This is a genomic window from Wolbachia endosymbiont (group A) of Myopa testacea, from assembly GCF_964027115.1.
GTDB lineage: Bacteria > Pseudomonadota > Alphaproteobacteria > Rickettsiales > Anaplasmataceae > Wolbachia.
In genome coordinates this window covers 948,075-966,420 of sequence record NZ_OZ034729.1, presented here as the reverse complement: position 1 = coordinate 966,420, position 18,346 = coordinate 948,075, and the positions used below count along the sequence as shown (strand labels likewise).

General features: G+C 34.8%; 19 protein-coding genes, 1 tRNA gene and 1 pseudogene. 11 read left to right on the top strand and 10 right to left on the bottom strand.

Features of this window, described 5'->3' with window-relative positions:
• Positions 1–14: 14 nt before the first annotated feature.
• The 4 genes from AAGD91_RS04805 to AAGD91_RS04790 all read left to right on the top strand — a co-directional run bounded on the left by AAGD91_RS04805 (position 15) and on the right by AAGD91_RS04790 (position 3,065).
• Complete coding sequence (locus tag AAGD91_RS04805; RefSeq protein ID WP_341820814.1) at positions 15–1,454, top strand: hypothetical protein; 1,440 nt, start codon at positions 15–17, stop codon at positions 1,452–1,454.
• Between the two features lie 616 nt (positions 1,455–2,070).
• Entirely contained in the window at positions 2,071–2,406 is a 336-nt protein-coding gene (gene cutA / locus AAGD91_RS04800; RefSeq protein ID WP_341820813.1) for a divalent-cation tolerance protein CutA, read from the top strand.
• Positions 2,397–2,471 (top strand) — tRNA-Gln (locus AAGD91_RS04795). Before cutA ends, AAGD91_RS04795 begins: the two co-directional genes overlap by 10 nt.
• A gap of 135 nt (positions 2,472–2,606) precedes the next feature.
• Positions 2,607–3,065: a hypothetical protein gene (locus tag AAGD91_RS04790; protein WP_341820812.1), complete on the top strand. Its 459-nt coding sequence runs from the start codon at positions 2,607–2,609 to the stop codon at positions 3,063–3,065.
• A gap of 7 nt (positions 3,066–3,072) precedes the next feature.
• Here the strand turns inward: AAGD91_RS04790 and AAGD91_RS04785 are convergent, their stop codons facing one another.
• The gene (locus AAGD91_RS04785) at positions 3,073–3,360 is read right to left on the bottom strand and encodes a hypothetical protein (RefSeq protein ID WP_182158640.1); all 288 of its coding nucleotides are present in this window, start codon (positions 3,358–3,360) and stop codon (positions 3,073–3,075) included.
• A 749-nt stretch (positions 3,361–4,109) separates the two neighbouring features.
• Entirely contained in the window at positions 4,110–4,757 is a 648-nt protein-coding gene (locus AAGD91_RS04780) for a heme exporter protein CcmB (RefSeq protein ID WP_341820811.1), read from the bottom strand.
• 107 nt (positions 4,758–4,864) lie between these two features.
• Between AAGD91_RS04780 and AAGD91_RS04775 the strand changes: the two genes are divergently transcribed.
• Positions 4,865–5,257: a TraR/DksA family transcriptional regulator gene (locus AAGD91_RS04775; RefSeq protein WP_341820810.1), complete on the top strand. Its 393-nt coding sequence runs from the start codon at positions 4,865–4,867 to the stop codon at positions 5,255–5,257.
• A 172-nt stretch (positions 5,258–5,429) separates the two neighbouring features.
• On the opposite strand, the gene ubiB is transcribed toward AAGD91_RS04775, so the two are convergent.
• Both ubiB and AAGD91_RS04765 read right to left on the bottom strand, forming a co-directional pair.
• Positions 5,430–6,860, bottom strand: coding sequence for a 2-polyprenylphenol 6-hydroxylase (gene ubiB / locus AAGD91_RS04770; protein WP_341820809.1), 1,431 nt, complete (start codon positions 6,858–6,860; stop codon positions 5,430–5,432).
• On the bottom strand, positions 6,857–7,597 hold the full coding sequence (locus tag AAGD91_RS04765) for a metal ABC transporter ATP-binding protein (RefSeq protein ID WP_341820808.1): 741 nt from the start codon (positions 7,595–7,597) through the stop codon (positions 6,857–6,859). The genes ubiB and AAGD91_RS04765 overlap by 4 nt, the downstream gene beginning before the upstream one ends.
• Between AAGD91_RS04765 and AAGD91_RS04760 the strand changes: the two genes are divergently transcribed.
• Positions 7,589–8,470, top strand: a complete 882-nt coding sequence (locus tag AAGD91_RS04760) for a zinc ABC transporter substrate-binding protein (protein ID WP_341820807.1) — start codon at positions 7,589–7,591, stop codon at positions 8,468–8,470. The genes AAGD91_RS04765 and AAGD91_RS04760 overlap by 9 nt on opposite strands.
• 74 nt (positions 8,471–8,544) lie before the next feature.
• On the opposite strand, the gene AAGD91_RS04755 is transcribed toward AAGD91_RS04760, so the two are convergent.
• Together AAGD91_RS04755 and rpmG are read right to left on the bottom strand one after the other, a co-directional pair.
• Positions 8,545–8,820: a helix-turn-helix domain-containing protein gene (locus AAGD91_RS04755; protein WP_341820806.1), complete on the bottom strand. Its 276-nt coding sequence runs from the start codon at positions 8,818–8,820 to the stop codon at positions 8,545–8,547.
• A 25-nt stretch (positions 8,821–8,845) separates the two neighbouring features.
• Complete coding sequence (gene rpmG, locus AAGD91_RS04750; RefSeq protein ID WP_064124823.1) at positions 8,846–9,046, bottom strand: 50S ribosomal protein L33; 201 nt, start codon at positions 9,044–9,046, stop codon at positions 8,846–8,848.
• A gap of 149 nt (positions 9,047–9,195) precedes the next feature.
• On the opposite strand from rpmG, the gene AAGD91_RS04745 reads away from it, so the two are divergent.
• The 5 genes from AAGD91_RS04745 (at position 9,196) to AAGD91_RS04725 (ending at position 15,984) form a co-directional block, all read left to right on the top strand.
• Entirely contained in the window at positions 9,196–10,959 is a 1,764-nt protein-coding gene (locus AAGD91_RS04745; protein ID WP_341820805.1) for an Rne/Rng family ribonuclease, read from the top strand.
• An 87-nt stretch (positions 10,960–11,046) separates the two neighbouring features.
• Positions 11,047–12,969 carry a molecular chaperone DnaK gene (gene dnaK / locus AAGD91_RS04740; RefSeq protein ID WP_341820804.1) on the top strand — a complete coding sequence of 641 codons (1,923 nt, stop codon included), beginning with the start codon at positions 11,047–11,049 and terminating at the stop codon, positions 12,967–12,969.
• An 85-nt stretch (positions 12,970–13,054) separates the two neighbouring features.
• On the top strand, positions 13,055–13,339 hold the full coding sequence (locus AAGD91_RS04735) for a BolA family protein (RefSeq protein WP_341820803.1): 285 nt from the start codon (positions 13,055–13,057) through the stop codon (positions 13,337–13,339).
• Between the two features lie 7 nt (positions 13,340–13,346).
• On the top strand, positions 13,347–14,588 hold the full coding sequence (gene metC / locus AAGD91_RS04730; protein ID WP_341820802.1) for a cystathionine beta-lyase: 1,242 nt from the start codon (positions 13,347–13,349) through the stop codon (positions 14,586–14,588).
• On the top strand, positions 14,563–15,984 hold the full coding sequence (locus AAGD91_RS04725; protein WP_341820801.1) for a UDP-N-acetylmuramoyl-L-alanyl-D-glutamate--2,6-diaminopimelate ligase: 1,422 nt from the start codon (positions 14,563–14,565) through the stop codon (positions 15,982–15,984). The genes metC and AAGD91_RS04725 overlap by 26 nt, the downstream gene beginning before the upstream one ends.
• A gap of 22 nt (positions 15,985–16,006) precedes the next feature.
• Here the strand turns inward: AAGD91_RS04725 and AAGD91_RS04720 are convergent, their stop codons facing one another.
• The 4 genes and pseudogenes from AAGD91_RS04720 to AAGD91_RS04710 form a co-directional block, all read right to left on the bottom strand.
• On the bottom strand, positions 16,007–16,285 hold the full coding sequence (locus tag AAGD91_RS04720; RefSeq protein ID WP_341820800.1) for a hypothetical protein: 279 nt from the start codon (positions 16,283–16,285) through the stop codon (positions 16,007–16,009).
• Between the two features lie 111 nt (positions 16,286–16,396).
• Positions 16,397–16,579: pseudogene (locus AAGD91_RS06400) on the bottom strand (ankyrin repeat domain-containing protein); the annotation flags it as partial.
• A 247-nt stretch (positions 16,580–16,826) separates the two neighbouring features.
• Positions 16,827–17,552, bottom strand: coding sequence for a ComF family protein (locus AAGD91_RS04715; RefSeq protein WP_341820799.1), 726 nt, complete (start codon positions 17,550–17,552; stop codon positions 16,827–16,829).
• Between the two features lie 121 nt (positions 17,553–17,673).
• Positions 17,674–18,321, bottom strand: coding sequence for a hypothetical protein (locus AAGD91_RS04710; RefSeq protein ID WP_341820798.1), 648 nt, complete (start codon positions 18,319–18,321; stop codon positions 17,674–17,676).
• Positions 18,322–18,346: the final 25 nt, after the last annotated feature.

Here is an 18,346-nt window from a genome sequence, read left to right as displayed (position 1 = left end):
TAGTGAGGTTTAAAATGTTAGTCAGTGAACAAACAAATTCAAGTTCTGTTAAAAAAAATTCCACTTTCATGGAAACTGTGCAGGATAAACTAAAAGATATAAAAAATTTCTCTAACTGGTCTGCAAAAGAGCAAATAGTTGCAGTAGGTGTGATGGTTGGTGCATTACTTCCATTTGTGGCAGTTGCTTTACCGTTTGCTGCAACAGGTGCAGTAGTTGCCCTAACTCTATTTTTTGCTTATAAAGCAGTTGAATACACATTCAAAGGGCTCAAATGGTCAGCAGAAAAAACAGTTGATGGGGCGAAATATACTGCCGGGAAAATTAAAGATGGTGCTGTGCATGCTAAAGATAAGGTGGGAGAAGGTGTAGATTCACTGAAAAAACGCTTTAAGGAAAGGGATAGAGTTGTATTTTACAATCATGCTAAGGAAGGTGCTGCTATAGAAAAAATGACAAAGTTTCCTGAGAAAGATCGCAAGAAAGCCGGTGAAATAAAGCACGAACTAAAAGCGATTTTTGCTGATAAAGGAGATAATTCTAAGTTAGTAAAAAATATACTTTCTGGAATATCGTTAAAAATTGATTTAAAAATAGCAGAGGAGGCAAAATCAGAATCGAGAGAGCATACTCCTAAGTGGCAAGTACAAAAGGACTTCATTAAGCATTTGGGTGAAAAAGATTTGCGTGTCTTGATAAAACAGAAGGCATTGCCTAGCGATGTTTATTTCATCGACCGTGTTTTCTCTGAACATTACGATGAAATTAAGGAAGTTATTGCGAAATGCAAAGAAGATCATATTCTCAAAAGATCACTTAAAATGCGTAATAACATGTTTGAAGAAGGTAGTGCTAGACCTAGCAGGTCTTTTTCATTACCATCATTCTCTTTACTGGGGAGAAACAACTCTGAACAATCTAACAGCTTGTCAAAAAGCAGTTCACTAGATTTTGTAAGGACTGACAGTACTATTAGCAGCGAAGCGGAATTGTTAAATCCTGCGAAGCATAAAGAAGTGAAGACAACTGCTCCATTTAAAGTGCCATTATGGTTGGGGGGTAAAAAAGCACCAGGAGAAACTACTAATGTTAAATATCAAGTTCTTTCTGAATCAGACACGTTGTCTAGACAAGTAGGAAAGAGCACTTTTTACGTTGATACTCCTATTCCCATTGAAAATACTGGTAAAACTGCAACAGTAGGAGGAAGACTTTCTGGTAAGCAGCCTATTCCAGTTACTCCACCAAAGGTATCAAGAAGCTCTTCTACTGATAGTGGAATGGGTTCTGGTTCTTCTACGCCAAGAGGACAAAGTCTTTCGATAGAAGAATTGCACAGAGGGCTTGATGAGGCTATGAAAGAACTAGATCTTGCAGTATCACAACTGCCTTCTACGGAAGTAGGTGAAAATAGCGTTCATCATCTTGCAGGTGTGAAAGTGAAAATGGACTAAGTAAAATCACTCACCTTCTTCAAAAGGATGTTACTCGTTGAGTAACATCCTTTTTTTGTTTTTAAACTATAGAAAAATCCTAGATCCCGGCGTTATGCGCACAAACGTATGAACATTGTGATTTCTCCACTAGGGAAGGTGTCATCCCAGTGCCTTGACTACTTGGATCCAGGAATTTTATTAAGTTGGGAAGCATAAAAGTAGCCGTTTTATGTTAAAATACAACATTTTGATGATTATGAAAAGGCTGGATTCAAGCGTCACGCGCTGGAATGACATGGCGAGGCGTCATCCTGCTGCTCCTTTCTTGCCATCCCAGTAGCCTCCTTTTTTTGTCATCCGAATACCCCCTCTTGTCATCCCAGTGCGTGACACTGGGATCTAAGTTTTTATGCAAAATTATTATATTTATATACTTGCAAATAGGTGCAATTTGGAATGATCTATATTGTGAAATTAAGAAATGAGATCCCAGTGTCTGGGCACTGGGATGACAGGGGAAGGAGGCACTGGAATGACAGAAGAGAGTACTAGAATAACAGAAAAATCTCATCTATTTTCTCTTGATGAATAAACCTGAGTGGAGTATAGTAGCAATGCATTTATGTAGATTCTAATGAATAATTTAGTTTTGATTTATACAACTTTTTCAAATTTAAATGAGGCTAAAACTATTTCTGAAGAATTGTTAAACGAGAAATTAATTGTATGTGTAAATATATTTCCCGAAGTGAATTCTCTGTATTTATGGGAAGGTAAAATTAGTAATAGTTGTGAAGTAGTAGCAATTATGAAGAGCAAAAATGATCAAATTGATAAAATTGTAGAAAAAATCGAAGCAATGCATTCTTATGATCAGCCAGCTATTGCTGTGATGTCCATAGAAAAAGCAAATAAATCTTTTACTAATTGGGCTAATAGTGTTATTGATGTAAGTAGTATTGGGGTGTAGCCAAGTGGTAAGGCAGCGGTTTTTGATACCGTCACGCGAAGGTTCGAATCCTTCCACCCCAGCCATATTGAAGTGGGTGTGAAATGATATCACTTTTCTATAAATTAAGATTATTGAATTATATATTAGGTAGTCTAAAAGATATAATTGTTAAACTGTTTCTCTTCACAATGTATCTTTACACATCCAGCATTGTGCTCATGTTTCTCAGCAATGGTTTTTGGTATGCTGTAGAATTTGGCTCTTTCAAAAATGCGTTTTACCATTTATTTCAATATTGCAAGTGGTATTATGAAAATAGGGAAGACCTCGGTTACGGAATTTCTATTCGAATATTAGTAGCGTTCCTTACTCCGCATTTTCTCTATAAATTATTACTTAGCACAAGCTGGAAGTCCTTTTTAAAGGAAAAGATAGTGCAGATGCTCAGCACAAGAAGAAAAAAGGGTAGTGAGTTCAGTAACAGTAGTAAACCAAGTGGCAGTAGTTATAGTGATAAGAATAATTACAGCAATAACAGTGGTAACAATGAGCATCACGCTCAAGATGCAAAGCAGAAAGTAAACATGATAAAGCAGCTATTAATCAAAGATATAGAGGCAACTATAGATAGGAGATTGAATGATATTTTTTTCGGTAAAAGGAGTAACCCTCATTAAAAAGGTTTTATCTAGTAAGGCTTTTTAAGATTGGCTGTATTTTGTTTTTTACGTATACCGGATCACAATCAGCCAATATACATGTGTGAACAAAATCTTGACTAAAGTCTGACAACCAAGAAATCGCCTTACGTTTCTCTACCAAGCTTTCTGTTTTTTTACAGTGACTTGCTGCATCAGTCATTGCCTGCGCTATTACTGATTTCCACAGCAAATAATACCTTTGTATATCATCTGACGTACTATTTGTTTCATAGTGGTTAAAAAATTCTTTAAAATTGAAATTGTTTGACATAATGATACCTCTTTGGATTGAAATTTGAAATGATTTGAGTTTATGTCGCCACAGCAGATCCCGCTAACAAGCAGCGGGATGACGAGATGCCACCCGAACCTTCATACTGCCGCAGATCGTCATACCGCCGCGGCGCTAACACGTAGCGGGATGACGATTCTTCAAATCGTCAAGGTGTCATCCGAGTAGCTTGACTACTTGAATCCAGAAAACTTAACTTTAAATAAGTGGCTGCATAATAAAGACTAGATTCCAGCGTCACGCGGTGGAATGACACCATTTTCGGTCTCTTAAATTGCTTTAGCTACAAACATTAAGAAATTTACCAAGCGAAAAAAAAGGCAAAAGAAGCCCCGTGGTGCGAGTTTTGACCCTATAATAATTTAAACTGGCGCTGTAATAATGTGCTAACGCTTAAAATAAGCGCGATTTGGCTGAGTGTAGAAAAATTTTAAAAGACATGCAGCCGCTATAATTTTATGTAATCCGCTAATAAATACCTGAGTTTTTTACTGAATTTTGTCATTGAGCCTGCAGGTCAAAAACAAGTTTTGAGTCATAAATACCCTTACTATCATAATAAGGGAGCTGGCGGAGTTTGTCAAGTAAGTTTTTTCGTTTCTATGGTGTCAGCTACTTGCATGACACCATTTGTTGTAAACTCACTTTTTCTTGATTTTTTGGTTTATCTTGTCTACCTATTTTGCCACTCTGCTAAACGGATACCTACTGAATAACAGTAAGATTTTTCAATCCTGTTCCACAGCAAATTTTAGTGCCATGTGAGTAGTTATAGTGCTGTTAACAATCAAAACGACAAAAATTAACATGGTGATTAGTAGTGTATAAATATTCAAGGACAAATTTTCAAATTGAGTTAGCATTTTAAAATAGACAAAGGTTGGCATTATCATTGGCAAAACAAGAATTTGCGATACTCCTGATGCTAAGTTGTTTCGACCAATCATCAATGCATTTCCAGTAGCTGAAATATTAATGATTATCAGCGTATTAAATAATAAAGACACTCCAGCTGCTATTGAGTGTTCAATACTATTGCCTAGAACTGCAAAGCTGAATATGGAAGAAACCACTGAAATCGGTAGCCCAAATAATAACCAGTGAGCGAAAATTTTATAAGCAACTATAAGCCTAGAAGAGAGTGGCTGTACAAAGATTTGCTCTAATATTCCATCATGATAATCAGATGTAAACAAATTATTTGTAGAGATCTGCAAAACAAATGTAGCACATATCCATGTTAATGTTAACATAACTTCTTGTTTATTGTTGTTTTCAAGTGTAAATGAAGATAAACTTAACATTATAATAAAAATACATACTATATAGATAAGGTTCTTACCATCTATTACTAATTTTTTTACTAAGTCGATCATACTAGGCTTTTAAATGTTTATTATAAATTATAGTGTTTACTTTGAGGGTAGTATAATTTTTTGTTCATAAGTTATATAGGTTTTATTATTTTTTTGATAATGCAATTATGGAAAAGTTACTGAAAATAAAGTCACCAGAGGATTATACTCCTTCAGAAGATGAAGAATATATGAGCGTAAAACAACTGGAATACTTCAGCTTAAAGTTACAATCAATACTCGCTGAGTTGGAGAAACAAGAACTAGAAGATAATAGTATTGATACATACTATTCTGATGGAGATAGTGGAAATGAGGAATTAATCAAGCGCCGAAAAGATAGAAAAGAAAAGATTAAGGAGGCGTTAGAAAAAATAAAATTAGGCACTTATGGTTACTGCGATGGAATAGGAGAAGAAATAGGAGTCAAAAGACTTAAAGCTAATCCGCTTGCTATATATTGTATTGAAGAGCAAGAGAGAGTAGAAAAAGAAAAGAACGTGTACAACATTAACGATTAATTTACACATAAGTGGTGAGCTATTGGGCTTCAAGAGGAGCAAGAGGCGGATCAGGACTGAAGTATGTTATGCTATAAAGAAAGTGGAAAATTGGACATTCTCAACTCGACTCCTGCAGATTAAAAATTAAGTTGAATTAAAAATTGGGTTTGACGCAGTTTTTTCCCATAGTTTAAGAAATTAAAAACTTAACGATTAGAATTATAATTACAAACCACAGTAAAAAATAGACTTTTCCATTTGATTTATTTTTAACTTGGATGTTTTCTAATTTTTTATCAGCTATTAGGTTTAATTTTTCTATAAGGCTAAATATCCCTTGGATTGTTTTTACAGGATAAGAATTTCTAATTTTTTCCCTATACCCTATTTTACTTTCATGTTCACTGCTTATCCACGCTTCAACTACTTTCCACATATTGATTTCTGGGTAGATCTTTCTACATGTCCCTTCCAGTAAAATCATAGTTTTCTGCAGCAATAACAATTGTGTTTGAACTTTCATATCAAAATCACCAGTTATTTTTAATAGCTGAGCAAGTAAACTAGCAAATGAAATCTTCTGTATAGGCTGCCCAATAATGGGTTCACCTATTGCCCTGCAAGCTATGACAAAATTTCTATGCTGTGATGAAACGTAACCAGCTTTAAAGTGCATTTTTGCAACGTGGTCATAATCCCGATTTAAAAAGCCTTTGAGTATCTCTATAACGTAATAGCATGTCTCACGATCTATTCTACCCATGATTCCACAATCCAGGGCAATAATATTGTTATTACTATCAACCATTAGATTTCCAGGATGCATATCAGCATGAAAAAAACAATCCCTGTATACCTGACTACAAAACGATTCTATAAGATTGATAGCTATTTGCTTACGATTATTCAGTTTTTCAACTTCGTATATTGGTGTTGCTTCTATCCATTCTAATGTTAAAACCTTTTTTGCAGTTCTATTCCAATCTATTTCAGGTACATAAAAACCTCTGTCATTTTTTGTGTTTTCCTTTAGTTCTGAAGAGTGAGCAGCTTCAAAACGTAGATCTAACTCTAATCGGCAAATTTCAGCAAAAGTTTTGACTAATTCAATTGGCCTCAGCCTTTTTGATTGTTCGCTAAATTTTTCTGCAATTTCTGCAAGCCAAGAAAGCATTTTTATATCCCTTGAGAATGTTTTCTCAATATTTGGCCTTAAAACCTTCACAGCAACTTCCTTACCCTCAGTTGTAACCGCTCTATGCACCTGAGAAATCGATGCTGCTGCAATTGGCTTTTCAGAAAAGCTTGAAAAAATGTCGCTCAATTTACAATTAAACTCACTTTCTATAGTTTTAACTGCTATTTTATGTGAAAATGATGGCAATCTATCACATATCAATAACAAGTTATTTGTTATATCCTCATTTAAAACATCAGTACGTGATGAGATAGACTGCCCAAACTTAATGAACACCGGACCTAATTTTTCAAGAGCACACTTTAGCTTATGGCCTTGTATTTTATTTATTGATTTCTTTGATGGTGGAAGTAAATAAGGTAATATATTGTAACGTGTCAGCACTGTAGTTATGTGCAGAAGACGCAAAATATTTTGAATCATTTTGCTGCGTAACTGCTAAATATTTCATTTAGGGTTCTATTTTTCATAATCTCATCAGGCTTGCCTTGGCAATAGATAGTATTATTTATACAAATTACGTAATCTGAGGATGGTAGAGCAGAGTTAAGATCATGAGAAGTCATAAGAATCGATACCAATCGTTTTTTTGCTATTTTATTTATAGTATCATAAAATTTAGCCCGCGCGTTAATATCCATTGCACTGACTGGTTCATCTAGAATGATCAAGTCAGGCTCTGCAATTAAACAACGTGCAAGCAGTAGTAGTTGTGTTTGCCCTGCAGAAATTTCTAACACTTGATTCTTCAAAATGTTACCGATACCAACCAACTCTATCGCTTCTGTAATAATGGATTGATTTTTCTTTAGTCTTTTCAAGGAGCTATTTAAAAGGAAATATTCAACTGTTATTGGCATCAAATTACTAATACTAAAATTTTGCGGCATATAGCCAATTTTTATGTTGTCAGCAAATACGATACTACCGGTACAGCTTTTATTTATGCCAGCAATTGCTTTCACTAAAGAGGTTTTACCTCCACCATTTGGACCAAGTATTGTAATTACGTCTCCTCTTTCCATGAACATATTGATATTGTCAAGGATTTTTTTACCATCATATGTGAGAGCAAGATTTTCTATTTTTAGAACACGATTATTGACATTATTTAACTTTTTGGCAAAATTTAACTTCTTCTCAACGTTTATATGAGACATTTACTGGCTTTTTTTCTATTACTTTCATTTACACTATACTATAATATTGCCTTTTCATCCAATTTAAAAGTTGTAGCTACAATCAAACCTATCCACTCACTTGTAGCTTCTGTGACAGAAGGGATTTTAGAACCGGAATTGCTTGGCTATGCAACATCTGCGCATAATTATATATTAAAGCCGTCTGATGCGAGTAATTTGGAATCAAGTGATGTCATATTTTACACTGACGATAACTTAGAGACGTTTGTTCAAACTTTCGCCAAAAATAATAAAGAACTAGTGCAATTGTCAAAGGTAATCAACCTACTTCCTGCTCGGCCACATTCATTTTCTAGAAAAATTACCAATACTCAAGATGAAAAAGACCTACACATTTGGCTGAGTCCCAAAAATGCAAAGAGCATGGTACTTTTTATAAGTGCAACATTGTCTAACATAGATAAAGAAAATTTCCATCGATACAACTCTAATGCAACAAAAGCCATAAAAAAAATAGACCAAGAAGTAAAAGAAATCGTGAAAGAACTGAATGATTTTAAAAATCAAAAATACATCGTCACTCACGATGCTTATCAATATTTTGAAAAATATTTTGGTTTAAATCACCCAAGCGCCATTCTTTCTATAGAAGAGGATTTGTACATAGGTATGAAGAGTTTAATGAAGCTAAAAAAGATAATGAAGGAAGAAAACGTTAAATGTATATTTGCTCATTCACAAGAAGATAGCATAAAGCCTAATGCTCTTTCTAATGACGCAAAAATGGTAGTTCTTGATCCTATTGGATCAGACATAGAGCCTGGAAAAGATGCATATCTAGCTATAATCAATAGCATTGCACAAAATTTCAAATCTTGTTTTGTTGAGTAACAAGTTCTTTTTAAAATGCCTCTGACTTACTGTTTTATTGTTCTGCATTTAAATCACCATTTGTCCTTTACATATTATACAGGTTTAGAATTATGCTTTATTCTTACGTTTATGTCTTGGTCCAATGCAATCAATAAGTTAAACAAGTATTCTAAGGAAAACCCTTCGATTTTTGACCTATTGATTTGAGATACTTTAGGTTGATCAATCTTTAGAGCGTTTGCTGCTTTTTTCTGTGTTGTGTACCTCTTACTTATTAATTGTGCAATGACCTTTATTAATTTCAGTTTTGTATCTTTTACATCCCCCAACTCTACTATTATAGGATAACTTGATTGTAAATTTTGCATAATAATAAAATTCCTTATAAAAAAACTACTTTAATTTTTCTTCTTTAAATAATACATGCCTTCTGACTACTGGGTCATACTTCCTAAACTCCAGTTTTCTGGTGAGCTTTTTTGGATTACGCTTTTTTACATAAAAATAGCCAGTTGATTTTTCTTCACCAGTTTTTGTTATCTTGATTGCAGTGCTGACTAACTTAACGAGCAAAGAAGCATTTTTTTTCGCCATACTTATAATGATATAATGAATTCTATACGAGTTTATTACGCAAAACACTAAAAGTCAACCGAATAATGCAGATCGTAAAATTCTTGACAATCAACAATGCATTAAGTAGCATGAAGTTAACTTCAGAATGAAAAGCAAACGGTAAATAAGTGGTAAATAGTGGCAAAAGGTTATTATTGATAGAAAATTCTGCCTGTTCTAATGAGGTAAGAGTTGCCTTATCAGTTAATAATAAGGTTGTAGAATTTGAACAAGAATTCAAGGAAAAAAAACAATTAAGAGGTAATATATACGTTGCTTATGTAAAGCGTGTAGAGCCTTCTTTGCAAGCCGTATTTATTGAATATGGAAAAAACAAGCAAGGTTTTTTATCTTTTTCCGAGATATCTCTAGATTACTTCAATATTCCAGAAAAAGAAAAGGAAACTATCTTTGAGGGCTACTCAAATGACGATTGTACAGAAGAAGCTTCAGCAAATGTTTCTTCAGATTCTGCAGCTAGTAAGAATGTCAACGAGTTAGGTAGTGGTTTTGTAAGAGAGGTACCTTTATATAAAAAATACAAATTACAAGATGTTATTTCAGTAAATCAAAAAGTATTGGTCCAGCTAACTAAAGAGGAACGAGGCAATAAAGGAGCTTCATTTACAACATACATAACTTTAGTGGGTAGATACTGTGTTTTCATGCCAAATTCCATGAGTAAAGGTGGAGTGTCTCGCAGAATTGAAGATGCTAATGTCAGAAAGCAGTTAAAGGATATACTGAGTTCAATAAACTTGCCAAAAAGATCAGGTTTAATAGTAAGAACTGTTGGTTCAGGAAAAGATAAGAAAGAAATTGAGCAGGATTACAATGACTTATCCTCATTATGGCAGAGCATTCAAAAAAATGCCTTCTCTGTAAATGCTCCATCATTAATTTACAATGAAGCAGATGTAATTATGAGATCTGTTCGTGATTTTTGTAGCGATGGTATAGAAGTCATAGTATCTGGGAAGGAAGCTTTTGAAGCAGTGAGACAATATACTAAAAATGCATTAAAAGGTAGTAAGTTGCGTTACAGATTGTATAGAGGTTCTATCCCAATCTTTACTTACTATGGAATCGAAGATCAAATTTCTGAGTTATATAGCAATAGGGTAGAGTTGCCATCTGGTGGGTCTTTGGTAATAACTTTAACTGAGGCGTTTGTTTCAATAGACGTAAATTCAGGAAAGATGACAGGAGAAGATAGCATAGAAGAAACAGCTTATAGAACCAATATGGAAGCAGTACCTGAAATATCAAGACAAGTGAATCTTAGGGGCCTATCAGGATTAATAGTAGTCGATTTTATTGACATGTTGAAATATCAGTATTGCAGAGCTGTTGAGTCTGCTATAAAGCAAGCGTTTAAAGACGATAAAGCTAAAGTTCAATTTAGCTACATAAATGACTTTGGTTTAATGGTATTTTCAAGACAAAGAATTAAACCAAACATACAAGAAATTAATACTACAGAGTGTTTACACTGCAAGGGTATTGGAAGAGTAAAATCGAACGAAGTAATTGTTGCATCGATACTAAGGGATTTACAACACATTGCTCATAGGAACCAAAATAAGTCTTTTGATTTAGTAGCGCATAGTGCGGTTATAGCGCATATTTTTAATAATAAACGGAATACAGTTTCTACAATCGAAAAAGAGTTTAATATTACATTGAACATTAGTATTGATAACAGTTTAGATGTAAATACATTTGTTTTAAAACAAGGAGATGATGTTAATTCAAACGGTTATAAGCCATTACAGAACTCTGGATACCAAATTGAGGATAGCAGCAATGAAGAAGTTGATAATTCAAATAAACTACGAGGCAATTTTTGGCTGACTAAATGGCTTTCGCGCTTTTTAAGTTCTAATAACTAATTAGAAACCCTAAATTGGGCTTGTAATTAATAAGTCCTGTACTTATATATTCTTATATCAGATAATATTTACAATGGGGTACTCATTATGGGAAGAGCAATAGGCATAGATCTCGGAACAACAAATTCTTGTGTTGCAATAATGCAGGGCAAGGATACAAAGGTAATAGAAAATAAAGAAGGGGCAAGAACTACTCCATCTATAGTTGCATTTACTTCGTCAGGAGAAAGGTTGATTGGCGCTCCTGCAAAAAGACAAGCAACCACCAATGCAAGTAATACTTTTTTTGCTACTAAGAGATTAATAGGCCGTCAATACGGTGATTCTGAAATGAAAAATCTAAACGTGCCGTATAAAGTGTTTGCAGCAAAAAATGGTGATGCATGGGTTAAAACCACTGATAATAAAGAATACTCTCCTAGTCAAATTGGTGCATTCATACTACAAAACATGAAAGAAGCAGCAGAAGCTTATCTTGGAGAGGAAGTAAAAGATGCTGTGATAACAGTGCCAGCATACTTCAACGACTCTCAACGTCAAGCAACAAAAGATGCAGGAAAAATCGCCGGATTAAATGTGCTCAGAATAGTAAATGAACCGACTGCTGCAGCGCTTGCTTATGGTCTTGATAAGAAACATGGGCACACAATAGTGGTATATGACCTTGGTGGTGGTACATTTGATGTCTCAATACTTGAAATAGGTGAAGGGGTTTTTGAAGTAAAGGCTACAAATGGTGACACTCATCTTGGAGGTGAAGACTTTGATAACGCAATAGTGAGTTATTTACTAGATGAATTCAAGAAAAGTAATGGCATTGATTTGAAAAATGATCCAATGGCTATGCAAAGAATCAAAGAAGCTGCTGAAAAAGCGAAAATTGAATTATCAAGTGCAATGGAAACGGAAATAAATCTACCGTTTATTACAGCTGATGCAAGTGGTCCAAAACACTTAAATATGAAATTAACGAGAGCAAAACTTGAAAGCTTAGTGAATGGTTTAATCGAAAGAACTATGGCTCCTTGTAAAAAAGCTCTTGAGGATGCTGGTTTGTCTGCTAGTCAAATTGGCGAAGTGGTTCTCGTTGGTGGCATGACTCGTATGCCAAAAATCATAGAGAAAGTTAAAGAATTCTTTGGCAAAGATCCACATAGAGGAGTAAATCCTGATGAAGTTGTAGCAATTGGAGCTGCAATACAGGCGGGAATCATTCAAGGTGATGTAAGAGATGTGTTACTACTTGACGTGACTCCACTTTCTCTTGGTATTGAGACTCTAGGAGGAGTATTCACTCCACTTATTGAACGTAATACTACTATTCCTACTAAAAAATCTCAGGTGTTTTCAACTGCAGAAGATAACCAAACAGCCGTTACAATTAAGGTACATCAAGGTGAAAGAAAATTGGCGGTTGATAACAAGCTACTTGGTCAGTTTAGTTTGGAAGGGATACCTCCTGCTCCTCGTGGAGTTCCTCAGATCGAAGTAACATTTGACATAGATGCAAATGGAATAGCACACGTTTCTGCAAAAGATAAAGCTACTGGAAAAGAGCAAAAAATACGCATTCAATCTTCAGGTGGTCTATCTGATGATGAAATAAATCGCATGGTAAAAGAAGCTGAAGAAAAAGCGCAAGAAGATAAAAAGCGCAAAAAGTTTATTGAAGAGAAGAATCAAGCGGATAGTTTAGTTCATTCTACAGAAAAGTCTCTGACAGAGTATGGTGATAAAGTTTCACCAGAAGATAAATCTGCTATTGAAAATGCAGTTAACGAATTAAAAGAAGTTAGTAAATCTGATAACATTGATGACGCTGATTCAATCCAGCAGAAAGTTACTAATCTTTCTCAATTATCTATGAAACTTGGAGAAGCTATGTATAATGCCTCACAACAAAATAGTGCTGGAAATGGCTTTTCATCAGAAGGGAATCCAAATGATAAAGAAGAAAAGGTAGTAGATTCTGATTATCAAGACATAGATAATAAGGAAGAGAATAAATAAGGGTGTGTTATATCACTTTTCCTGTCATCCCAGTGTCAGCTACTTGGATGACAAGAGGAGCATGTTGTTGCTTAAAGAAACCATTATGGATATTATTAAAACAATAGAAGAAAAGATACGCGATTCGATAGATTTAATTGATATCAACATTGTCGATGAATCAGCAAAGCATGCTGATCATTATTTTGCTTCATCTTCAACATTACCTTCGCACATTAAATTAATATTAATATCTGACGGCTTTATTGGAATGAGAATTCTAAAAAGACATAAGTTGATTTATGAGTTATTGAAGGGTAAGATAGAGCTAATACATGCAATTTCTCTTCACTTGTATACGCAAAACGAGTACAATTTAAAAAATAAATAATAAAAATGTGAAGGAAGAGTCTATATTAGTTAAAGCAGGAAGAAAATTTAATGACTATAAAGGTTCTATGAACCCGCCAGTTTATCATTCTTCTACCATATTATTTCCTACTTACAAGGACTACTTAAATGCAGCAAATGGAGAAAGTATATACGATGTAATCAACGATGGTGTTGCAAGGGATTATAGCTACAGTAATGTTGGTACTCCTACTGTCCATTATCTTTCAAATGCACTGGCTGAAATTGAAGGGAGTGGACAAGCGCTTATTTATCCTTCCGGACTATTTGCACTTACTTTTGCTATTTTGACTTTCACTAAAGCAGGCTCGCACGTTTTAATTCAAGATAATAGTTATTATAGGCTTAGGAGGTTTGCAGAAAATGAGCTACCAAAAAGAGGAACAGAAGTAACTTTTTATGATCCAACGCAGGATATAACTGATTTAATTCAGAGTAATACTTCATTGATAATGATCGAGACTCCTGGTTCTATAATATTTGAGATTTCGAATATAGAGCATATAGTAAAAGTTGCTAAAGAACATGGAATCGTAACCGTTTGCGACAATTCATGGGCCACTCCTTTGTTATTTAAGCCGCTTGATTATGGAATTGATGTTGCACTATATTCAGTGACAAAGTATCTAGCCGGTCACTCAGATTTAGTTATGGGAGCTATTATTGCTGAAGGTGAAATTTTTAAATTGCTTTATGAGAGCTATAAAAATTATGGAGTAACCATTCAATCGCACGACTGCTACCTTGCACACAGGGGACTAAGAACACTGCACACACGTATGAAAAGGCACCAAAATACAGCAATGGAAGTGGCAAAGTGGCTAGAAGCACAGCAAAAAGTTAGAAAGGTTTTATATCCAGCACTTCCCTCCCATCCTCAACACGAATTATGGAAAAGTTACTTCAAAGGAGCAAGCGGCACATTCAGTATAGCACTGGATAGAGAATATTCATGTGAAGAACTAAGCTGCATGGTTGATCATATGAAAATTTTTAGTATTGGTGCTTCTTGGGGAGGGTGCGACAGTTTGATATTACCAGTAGATCGTAGATCTATGTCAAGATCTGTAATGAATTCAGATTGTGGTGGAAGTTTCGTGCGAATATTTTGTGGACTGGAAGATCCTGAAGATTTAATCTTTGACCTTAATGACGCACTAAAAAGGTTACCATGTTTAGACTTTCAAAACGATGAAGTAGGACATGAAACTGAGAGAATTACTGCATGATATTGTTGATGTTAACTTTGACGTTGAAATCAAGGGCGTTACATGTAATCCCAAGAGAGTCAAGGAAGGTTATCTTTTCGTTTGTGTGTCAGAAAGGGATAGGGTTTACATAGATCAGATATTATCTTGTGGAGCTAAAGCGATAATTGCAAGTGATTGCATAACAAATGGTGTCATTCCAGTGCGTGACGCTGGAATTCATATTTTCCACCCAAATCCTCAAGAAATATACAGCGAAATAGTCAGCAGGTTTTATCAATTCAAACAGCCCAAATATGTTGCTGCTGTAACGGGTACGAATGGTAAAACTTCAGTAGTAGAATTTTGCCGCCAGATCTGGCAAAACTCTGGCTATAATGCTGCGTCTATTGGAACACTTGGAACATGCATCAATAATGGTAGAAAAGGTAATAGCAACAGTCTTACCACTCCAGATGCAGATGACCTTTACGCAACATTGCGTGGTATAAATGTAGAACACTTAGTGTTAGAAGCATCAAGTCATGGGATTGATCAATATAGAATCCATGGATTAAAGTTGAGTGCTGCAGCTTTTACTAATTTCTCGCAAGATCATTTAGATTACCATAAAAATCTTGGTGAATATTTAGAAACTAAAAAAAGGTTATTTTACGAGGTATTACCAGAAGGAAAAACAGCGATTTTAAATACGGATATAGATGAATACTACGCGTTGCTTAAGATAGCTGAAAAACGCAGCAACAAAATTATCACCTATGGAAAAACAGGCTCTGATATTACTTTATTGGAGCAAACACCAACCCCTAATGGTCAACACCTTACAATAAAAATTGGTGGTGAAATTTATGATACGTTTTTTCCGGTTCTGGGGCAATTTCAAGCATATAATCTGTTGTGTGCAATGGGTATAGTTACCTCGTCTGGACTGAATTACAGAGAAATATGTGTAGAAAAACTCGTTTCTCCACCAGGAAGAATGGAAAAAGTGAAACCTTTTGCATTTGTGGATTACGCTCATACTCCAAGTGCGCTTAAACAAGCCCTATTGTCTTTAAAATGGCATTTTAATAAAAAAATAATTCTAGTTTTTGGTTGTGGTGGCAATCGTGATCAAACAAAACGCGCAGAAATGGGTAAAGTAGCACAAATATATGCAGACAAAGTGATAATCACGGATGACAATCCGCGTGATGAGAATCCTGCAGAAATTCGTCGTGGTATTTTACTACATTGCCCTAATGCGCTAGAGATAGAAGATAGAAGAGAAGCTATAGAGAAAGGAGTAGATATTGCCTATAACGAGGGTATGATTCTGCTAGTTGCAGGAAAGGGGCACGAAAGATTTCAAATCATAGGGAATCAAACCTTTGAGTTTAGTGATGTTGAGGTTATTAAAAGTAAAGTTTTATCTTGACCTATATACTCTGACCAATTTCCTATACAGAGCTCTCTGTTTCTTCCATTTTAGTGTTAGGTTTTGACATTACGTACGCAATGCAAACAGATACTAATGCAATGGATACAGATATACCAATAGTTACTAGTATAGGTAATTCAACAATGTATCCAATACCCGCCACTATCAATGCAGTTGCAATACCACCTACAGCAATCATTTTTGCTTGCCTTTTTTTCTTACATTCCATTTCTTTCTTATGTTTTTCTTCTTCTGCTTTCTCCAAGACAGCAATCACCTCTTTGTCTGTAGCAAACATAATGGGAATGGAATTATTATTATCTAGTGCTAAAGGACTAGCTCCTTTATTTAACAGGCACCTCACTGCATTTATATGATTATTAGTAGGAGCAAAATGCGGCGGTGTTGAGCCAAGTTTAGAACATGAGTGAATATGTGCTCCTTGCTCCAGTAGTAATTCTATTATTTCCGTATTACCGCTGCTAGCGGCACAATGCAGAGCAGTGTATCCACCACCATCGCGTGTACTAACCTCTGCACCTTTCTCCAGTAGACGTCTTACTGTTTTTACTAAGCCTTTATGAGCAGCAATGTTTAACGCAGTAGTATAATACCGAGAAGCATGGTTAATCTCTTGCCGTATTTCAAATAAATGATCTATGTGAAAATTAAGTCTTTTCCACTGATTTTATGTATCTTGGTTACATGCGAGCAGCTTTTGCTTAATTTCTTCAATTATGTCACTTTCTTTTGATTCTTGCTCTTTTATACTCGTACGCTCTCCAAAAACTATTTACTATAAATTATTTTATAGATAAAACAAAAACAAGTCAAGATTTTTACGTAATAGTTTCACAATCATTCACCGTTCTTGCAAGTGATAGCACTCTCACTTCTCTTGCACCGGAGTTTAAAATTTCTTGAGAGCAAGATCTTACAGTTGCTCCGGTTGTTACCACATCATCAACTAATATCACGATTTTATTTTCGATAATTTTCTTGTTGCTTATGCTAAAAGCCTTTTTCAAATTTTTTTCACGCTGTTTAAGTGAAAGACCAGCTTGAGGCGCAGTATGGCGAAGACATTTTATTGCAAATGGCGTATAGGATAAATTGGACAACTTACTCAACTCTTTTGCAAGCAATGCTGCTTGATTATATTTACGTTTAAGCAAGCACATTTTATGTAACGGTATAGGAATTATGACCTCTCCGTTCTGAAACGTATCCTGATTAGCTTGGTGTGTCCACTTTGCATAGATTTTTACGTAATTCAAATTATCAAAAAATTTGAAATTTATAATCATGTTTTTACTATGTTGATCATAAGCAAAAACTGATCTTAATACTTTAAACGGTGGAGGATTGATGATGCACTTACCACACGTATGAATGTTGTCTGAGATTACTACGCCACAAACATTGCAGTAATGCTTAGTTAGAAAATTGATTTTTTTGTTGCATTCACTACACAGATTAAGATTTTCATCAATGATATATTCGCAACTTACGCATACGTTCGGAAATATAAGATTTGTAGCTTTTTTTAGTAAGAGAAGGTTCACAATTCATTAAATATATTATAAAATTTATATAGTATAGCTAAAGTAACTTGTGCTTACACTCTTTCACTTTTTATTTCATCTCAATGTAATTCAAACTGAGCCACTGCTGAAAAAGCAGAACTTATAAATCAGTTTGCGGTATACCATTGACTAAAGTAGTCTCCGAATCACTCCGATTAGATAAAAGCTGATGTTTTTCTGGCTCCTGTATTTCACTTAACTTACTTTGCACTTTGTTGCAAGCCCACACAAGTGGCGTTATCATTGACGCGGCAGCCCAAATGATAGCAGCGCAAGCATAACTTACAATCTTGTTAAATACTTCAGCTACTGCACTAGCACAATCTTGCCCAGCACTTAAAAATGCATTTGAATGATCAACTAATGATTTTGTACTTGCTTTTAAACAATAGTCCCCTGTTATTTTTGACAATAACTTGGCTGGAAAGTATGACGAATATGCCACCATCAAAAATAAAGGTTGCAATATTATGCTAGCTGCTAGAAAAGCACCCTGTTCACAAAGTGGAAACACTTCCTCTGCTCTGTGGCCCACGTATTCACATTTATCATTGTTTTTATAATACTTGTTATAATTGTCTTTACTCTCAACTCCACAAATTACATCTTTTACAGGTCCTAATATATTATCAACATAATGTACAGACTTATAGAAACTATTTTCTGGAACTAGTGTGCAATCTTCTGCTCTCTTAGCAGGTACAACTCCATATTCAACGTACCTTCTAAAGTATCGATATACTGACATTCTTATCTCCAAATCATAAATATGC